Annotated in this window: 4 protein-coding genes and 1 pseudogene; all 5 read right to left on the reverse strand. The window is 34.9% G+C overall.

Annotated features, from left to right (window positions below; translation table 11 throughout):
• Positions 1 to 967: 967 nt before the first annotated feature.
• Positions 968 to 1,426 (reverse strand): TnpV protein, encoded by a 459-nt coding sequence (locus J4O15_RS16540; RefSeq protein WP_208100796.1) that lies wholly within the window; start codon positions 1,424 to 1,426, stop codon positions 968 to 970.
• 997 nt (positions 1,427 to 2,423) lie between these two features.
• Positions 2,424 to 3,281 (reverse strand): annotated as a pseudogene (locus J4O15_RS16545) (hypothetical protein); the annotation flags it as partial.
• Positions 3,281 to 4,084 carry a conjugal transfer protein gene (locus tag J4O15_RS07315; protein ID WP_208100286.1) on the reverse strand — a complete coding sequence of 268 codons (804 nt, stop codon included), beginning with the start codon at positions 4,082 to 4,084 and terminating at the stop codon, positions 3,281 to 3,283. The pseudogene J4O15_RS16545 and the gene J4O15_RS07315, both read right to left, overlap by 1 nt.
• Before the next feature lie 45 nt (positions 4,085 to 4,129).
• Positions 4,130 to 4,681 carry an NAD(P)-dependent oxidoreductase gene (locus J4O15_RS07320; protein ID WP_208100287.1) on the reverse strand — a complete coding sequence of 184 codons (552 nt, stop codon included), beginning with the start codon at positions 4,679 to 4,681 and terminating at the stop codon, positions 4,130 to 4,132.
• A gap of 3 nt (positions 4,682 to 4,684) precedes the next feature.
• The coding region (locus tag J4O15_RS07325; protein ID WP_208100288.1) for a DNA topoisomerase at positions 4,685 to 5,964 on the reverse strand (1,280 nt) is incomplete at its 5' end.

The raw sequence follows: 5,964 nt of genomic DNA on the forward strand, positions 1-5,964 counted from the left end.
GCATCATGCCATTCACTGCTTTCCATATTTCCTGATAAAGCATGAGTTCTTCCACCTGTGCCGTACTCATTTTTTAAAAACTCCGCCTGTTCTGAAAGTGTATGATTTTCTCTAAAAAAGTCAGCAATCCGTTTTTTACCTCCTGAAATACCGCTTCCACTTCTTAAGTTTTCATCTATCTCATCTTCTGTGATAAATTCTTTTATTCTCGGTAATTCCATAAGACCGGAACTAAGTTCCTTCCTTGGTATCTCCAAATCATTTAACCTTTGTAAAATCTCATCCGGCTTATGAAAATGAAATCTTAATATCCCCTTATTTTCCATATAGTCCTGTAAAAATATGCTATATTCTTCTCTAAGTTTATTCCTAAATTCAGGGCTTCTAAGCTTTTCTGTAAGTTCTTCGGTTTCATCAGGAAATCCTTGTTTTTCTGTTCGATCAAGAACCTGTAGGTAGTTTTCTTTTACATCATCTGGAAAATCTCTTTTTAAGTACCACAATTTTTCTACAAGTTCTTTTCTTTCATAGGAAAAGGCTTCCGCCACCTCTACATTGGTTGCATATTCACTGCTTTCAATAAGTTCTCCTATACGCTTTGACGCATCAGACCATGATAAAATCTGCATCGGATTTTCTTTTGATGAAATATCATTGGATAAGTAGATTCCTTCTTTATCATACCATGCACAAACCTTGTTTCCGTCCACTTTATAACCGTTTCCGCCTTTAAAAGTATCTTTAAAAAATTCTGCTAATTCTTCTATACTTTTTCCTTTAGAATACTCAGCTAAAACCTTTAATCTTAAATTCTCTTCATTTCCTCCATAAATTAAAACCGTATCTACTTCTTTTTGCTGTAAGGGCAAGTTAAATCGCACCTGACCGCCTTCATTCTGGGCAAAAGAAAAAGAAGTCTTATCGACTTCCCTTTCAATATTTCTGATATTTAATTGTGAATCTTTTTCTATGCCCAGACTATCTGTTCCAATACCATCCTTGTAAGTGTCATATCGAGATTTTTCTTCAGTCCCGTGTATTTCAGAAAATCCTCCGACTTCAGTTCGTTTGTCAGCCCCCAAGCCTCCATCATTTTCGGCTCCTCCTTCTCCAAAAATTCCTGTGCCTGTTCCTCTATATTTAAAAGATGCTCCATCAATTTCCCCCTGTAATACATGCTCTGATACTGATTCTCCCTGTTTTCTTTCAGGAATTTGAGCCTCTCCCTGCCAAATCTGTTCAGTCTGCTCTGATCTATTATCTTTGGCATCTCTATATTCGGTATCAGAACTTCCTCTCCGTCTTCCATCTTCTCTAAACTGTAGGTTCCCCCCTGTTTCTCGAATAGGTTCTCCTTGATTACCGGGATGTAGATTTCTTCCTCCAAAATGTATTCCCTGTCCGCCAGTATTACTGTTTCTCTCATCAGCCAAGTCTCCTTTATTTTCTTCTATTTCATCATTTATTGTTCCGGTATTTTCACTGCTTTCATTTACATTATAACGCTCCTTGTCGGTCTTTGTCCGCTCCTTTATCTCTATTTCTTTAAGTTTTTCTCTCTCACCTATTCTCCCTATTTCTCTTCCGATAGCTATAAGCATTTCTTTAGAAATTAAAGATATTTCTCCAAGAAGGCTGTCAATATCCTGTCCATGTTTAATACCCGATACTGTTTTCAGTTTGCCCTCATCAACAAGAATACCTATATCCATTCTTTGTGCCAATGAAGTCTTTATGGATTCTGTGATAAATTGTATCAGTTCTACCTTGGTATGGCTTTTAAGTGTATCATCCGTCAGCATATCAAAGATGGTATATATCCTTTTCCTAACATATAAATCTATAAGAGCGTTTATCTTTTCTTCCTGTGAAAAAAGCAGCCTACTGTTTCTTTCTTTAAAGTTGTCAATAAGTAAATCTACAGCCAAAGTATGCTTCTCAGGTTCATATTTCCACAGTTTTACTTCATTGATCTTATTTCCTATACTGACTGTTTGACTGACATCAAATACATACTTTACCTTTGGTAGTCTCATGCTTAAATCAAGAATCGGTATTCCCTTTTCTCCTCTTTTTACACTTCTTCCAAGCTTTTTCCAAAAATCATACTCCGCACAGGCAGTTGCTCTCTTGTAGGTACTGTAAATACTTAACTGGTGCATATATGAGTATTTATAGTTGTTTCCCATTGTCTTTAGAAAATCCTTGTAGGCACTTACATCCCTTCTGATTTCCTCTATGGAATGGGATAAAATATCACTGATTTTTTCAGTTGAATATCTTGGCATCTTTCCCTCCTTCTTCTTATTTTCAGTCTCTTCTTGCTTTATATCTTTTGTAATATCAGCTTTTTCTTTATTCCAATCATAAAACTTGCTTATGCCGTTCATTGCCCTGTCTGCAATATAGTGTATATAGTCCGTACTTCCTCGCCTTTTATACCACTTGTTTCTTTTAAGCCCGCTATTTTCCATAAGGCTGATTGACGCTTCCACATCTGCGGTGTAATAAAGCAGCCTCCCAAGCATAAAAAAATCAGCCTCGGACCGGCTGTTAAAATAGTTTTGATAATTCCCGTTATATATTTGTCTTAGATCTTCTCCACTATAGTTAAAGTATCCCCTATTAAAAAGTATGTTTAGAATGTCATCTTGTGAAAATCTGTTTTTATCATCCAAACTGCTTGGATTTAGATTAATCCTACCCGCTTTGCCTTCTACGGAGTCTATACTTGGCATATATTTTTGATAAAGCGGCAACAGTTCCTGATTGATATTTACTATTTTCTTTCTGTCTTTATCCTTTAATATATTGCCGGTTATTGTAAAAAATCTGTCCCTGTCATAAATTTCAAGGTTTTTATATCTTTTTCTTTCTCCCGGTACTTTACCTTTTCCTATAAAATGCAGTCCTGTTTTTGACGGAGAGATTTCCGCATAGGTGGAAATCCCTCTTAAAAAGTTAGCTGTCATGGAAGCAGCATTAAAGTCCATACTGTATTCCATTATTTCATCACTTACCTTATCTATATCAATTCCGATATACCCATCCCCTAAGAAAAATCCCAAGCCGGTTCCTTGATTTTTACATAAAGCATCCATGCAATCATCAAAACTATGCCAAGTTTTTCTATCATTTGACTTGGCAGGTTTTCCACTTGGCATAATAGGCATTTTTGTGTTTTTTCCATCTCTTACAATGATTTTATAAAGACACCATCTTTTCTCACGCCTTAATTCATCAGGAATATTTTTATATTTGATAAGGTCGGCTTCTTTCATTATATTTCCATTCCCTTATCCTTTTTTACTGTCTTTTCTCCTTTCCCATTTTCTTCCTGCCTGATCTTTTGCTGATTTTCTTTAAGTGTTTTTAATACGGAAGGTTTTCTTTTTATATTTTTACTGCTCCTGTCATTATTCTTTATAGGCTTGTTCTCTGTTCTTTCACTGTTATCTCTCACATCTGTTTTTTCACTTGCCTTAATGTCTTTATTTTCATTATCCGTCTGCTTAATCTCCTCTTTAGTTCCCTTATTTAATTTTTCCTCATCCTTTTGTATCTCTTTAGATAAGGTATCCAGTTTTTCAAGACAATTATTAAGCTTCTTTTGCTGCTCCTTTATAAAACTTTGCATTGAGTTTACAAGTCCCTTTACAATTCCTATTTTCATCTCAACAAACTTTTCCTGTGCCTTCGTAAGGTTATAGGTAAGCTGATGTTTCATGCTGTCATAAAGATTTTTGATGCTTCCTACCGCCTTTTCCTGAAGATTAATAAGAGATTTTCCTACTGCCCTAATATCCTTGGCAATAAGGGAACTAAGGCTTATATTATCCATTTCATTAAGCCTTTTAATCTCCGCCTTAAGACCTGTTATTTCATCTTTAAGTGCTTTTAACTCTTCAATATTTACATCAAAGTCATTATTTTTTAGCTCTTCTTTAAGCTCCCCGGCAATTTTAAGCTGTGTATCGGTATTATCTTCTAAAAAATCGGCTGTTTTTGCATATTCTTTTATGATCTCATTTATAACTTCCTTTGTCTGTTCTTCCTGTCTTTGAATGTTTTTATTATCGTTCATTTCGTCCTCCTTAAATTGTGTTCTTTATTGTTTTTATACTATTTTTTATAAGATCCATTGTAGTTGCGTAATTCCTGTATAACCTACTTCCCATATAAACCATGCAAACGCAATGGCATTGCTTTTATATTTTTCAAACTCGGCATTTTTAGCACAGTTAAGTCTTTTGGAAAATACATATACCTTTTTTATAGGATATTTTTTAAATAACTCATATCTTTTTTGTCCCTCCAAAAATGCTAAGCGAAAAAGCATTGCTATTTTTACTTTCGGGACAGATATTTCAAGGGCGTGTTTTAGAAATTTATCCGCACAAAAATAAGGCGGATTCGTTACTATGTCTAAGGTATTTTCCTTAACTGTAAAAAAATCCACTTCTCTTTCGTTTCCATATCCTCTGTAACAAATATCCTCCGCTTTTACCCTGTATCCATGCTCTTCAAGTACCTTTGCGATATGCCCCTGACCGCAGGCAGGCTCATATATTGTTTCTCTGAAATTTTCTCTTATTAAAAGCTCCTTTGTTGCTCTTTTATCTGTGGCATAAAAATCCAAGACCTCTCTGTCTTTATCAAGTTTCATCAATGTATCAAACATAGATTATCTTCCCTGATACTTGGCAATAGTTTCTTTTATCTCGGTTTCAATACCTGATAAAAATGCTTCATTTGATGCTTTACCCAGTGCTATATCAGACAGTTTAATTTCCCACTTTGCTGTTGTTTTAGCCGATTTAAAGTTATCCTCCACTATCTCTATAAGGGCTTTTCCTTTTTTGGTTGCAATAAGATTTTTCTTATCTCTTTCTATAAAATACTTGGAAATCAAATTTTCTATAATACCTGCTCTTGTTGCGGGTGTTCCAAGTCCCCTTCGCTCAACCTCAGCCCCTTTTTCCAGGGCATCATTTCCTGCCACTTCCATGGCTTTAAGTAAAGTATCCTCTGTAAAATGCTTTGGTGGTGTCGTATATTTTTCTTTTATCTCTTTATCTTTGATTTCAAGTACATCTCCTACATTTAAATCAGGTAATACAACATCTTCATTTTTCTTTGAACCGTACTGTTTAAGATATTTTGTAAAGCCTTCATCTATAATGACCTTACCGCTTGCCTTAAATTCAAATACATCACCCTGACTTTCATATACCGCAACAATCTTTGTTATGTTTTCAATTAAGGGATAGCCTGCACTTGCATGGAGTTTATTTAAGATAAGGCTATATATTTTTCTTTCACTTTCAGGAATTGTGGACATATCTTCTTCTAAAGAACTTACTGTAGGTATGATTGCATGGTGATCCGTTACATTAGCTGAGTTAAAAATAACTTTAATTCTCTCAGTATCAAAGTCATTTTTGCCAAGTATGTTGTTTACTGTATTTATAATCATATCTTCAGATAGATAACGGCTGTCCGTCCTCGGATATGTAATCATCTTCTTTTCATAAAGGCTTTGTGCATAGTCAAGTGTCTGTTTTGCACTGTATCCGAAGTACTTGTTACACTCTCTTTGAAGTGTTGTTAAATCAAACGGCAAGTCAGGCTTTGTTATCTTCTCCTTTTTCTCCACATTTTTTACTACGATTGTATTTCCTACCACATTTACTAAATCTTCTACAATTTCAAGGCTGTCGATCCTGTCTGTTGAAAGAGTAAAGCCTGTACAATAAAGCTCTCCTATATAATATTTTTCTTTCTTAAAAGCCGTTATTTCATTATCTCTTTTTACAATCATAGCAAGCGTGGGTGTCTGTACTCTTCCAACAGAATAATTTTGATTATAAATAAGTGAATACAACCTGCTCATGTTCATACCGACAAGCCAATCCGCCTTACTTCTGGCAAGAGCTGATTGGTATAGATTTTCATACTCTTTTC

It is taken from the genome of Lachnoanaerobaculum sp. Marseille-Q4761 (assembly GCF_017565785.1).
Classification (GTDB): Bacteria; Bacillota; Clostridia; order Lachnospirales; family Lachnospiraceae; genus Lachnoanaerobaculum.

Excerpts from the sequence above, each read along its gene's own strand:
- J4O15_RS16540 (WP_208100796.1), bottom strand. The coding sequence starts at position 1,426 with ATGAGAGAAACAGTAATACTGGCGGACAGGGAATACATTTTGGAGGAA.
- J4O15_RS07315 (WP_208100286.1), bottom strand. The coding sequence starts at position 4,084 with ATGAACGATAATAAAAACATTCAAAGACAGGAAGAACAGACAAAGGAA.
- J4O15_RS07320 (WP_208100287.1), bottom strand. The coding sequence starts at position 4,681 with ATGTTTGATACATTGATGAAACTTGATAAAGACAGAGAGGTCTTGGAT.